At 41.3% G+C, this 1,147-nt stretch carries 1 protein-coding gene and 1 pseudogene; one reads left to right on the top strand and one right to left on the bottom strand.

Annotation, left to right across the window (positions count from 1 at the left end; genetic code table 11):
• A pseudogene (locus KL866_RS09235) lies at positions 1-345 on the bottom strand (tRNA (uridine(54)-C5)-methyltransferase TrmA); the annotation flags it as partial.
• Positions 346-534: 189 nt separating this feature from the next.
• Between KL866_RS09235 and KL866_RS09230 the strand changes: the two are divergent.
• Positions 535-1,147 (top strand): DUF5610 domain-containing protein (locus KL866_RS09230; RefSeq protein WP_214994762.1); only part of this gene is annotated, 613 nt, incomplete at its 3' end.

Raw genomic sequence — 1,147 nt, 5'->3', positions numbered from 1 at the left:
CTCGCCAGACAGCGCAGAAAGGTAGTCGATTTGAAATAGCTTTTTTCTGAGTGCGTCATTTGGTCTTACTTTTTCAAGCAATAGTGTCATCGCATCGTTTATTGCCTTACATGCAGGTGGAAAGCTATCTACGCGATATTTTTCTTTCGTTTCCTGATTAAACATGATGTGAAATAAGTCATCACCCTCATGCCATACTCTAAACTCTGCGCGCATACGGTAGCGTGTTGGCTGTGATGGAAATACAGAAAGCTCAGGAGCATTGAATGGAGAAAGCAACGCGGCGAGACGATTTACTTTTTCGTCTAACTGATCTTGGTAGCGTTGTTGTTCATTACTGGTCATTAAATTCTCCATTCATTGTTGAGGTCGCGAATTGTAGTCCCTTAAAAAATAACTGCAAGAAGCGGTATCTACTTCTTCATTATTATTGAGAGTAAGTTTCTAAATAGCTTTTAGAAAAAAACCTGTATTAAAATTAAACAATACTGATTCTTGGCCGATAATAGGAATGAGGATAGTGAGGATCAAATTATGAACGTGGGTCAAATTAAAGCTTTTATGGGCGACCAAAAGGTCGATCAGAAAGCGGAACAAAAGGCAACGGTTCACCCAAACGAGGCGTTGAAAAAGCAGTTGCAGCAAGATGGATTGCAGCAAGCGCTCGAGTTTTCGAAGCAACAAGCTGCATCTGTATCTGTTTCAAGTAGCCAAACCAGTATTGGCTTAAGTGTGGTAAGTAGTAGCCTTAATGAAGCGTTAGAAATTGACGGTCAAAAGCCACAAGAAACCAAAGAAAAAAATATTGAAGAAAAGTCGAGCAGCCTTTTCGACTTCGAAAAAGTTGCCAGAAATGTACTTAAGTTTGTAGGCGGTGTCATTAGAGGTGCTGCTAGCGGTGGTGCGAGTGACGAAAAGCTTAATGGTTTATTTAGCCAAGCGAGAGAGGGAGTTAGTCGAGGCTTTGCTATGGCTGAAAAAGACCTTGCGGGGTTTATGAATGAAGAGATTGAACAAGGGGTGACAAAAAGCCGCGATCTCATCGACACTGGTATCAATGAGCTAGAAACTGATATTTTTGGCCGTCAACAGCCAAATGGAGTTGCACTTTCGTCGTTAGACACTGTAGCTGCAACTGATGAAAAAA

This window comes from Alteromonas sp. ALT199, assembly GCF_018619335.1.
Taxonomy (GTDB): domain Bacteria; phylum Pseudomonadota; class Gammaproteobacteria; order Enterobacterales; family Alteromonadaceae; genus Alteromonas.
Note: the sequence above shows the minus strand (reverse complement) of the source record. Positions and strands in the feature narration are given on the sequence as shown.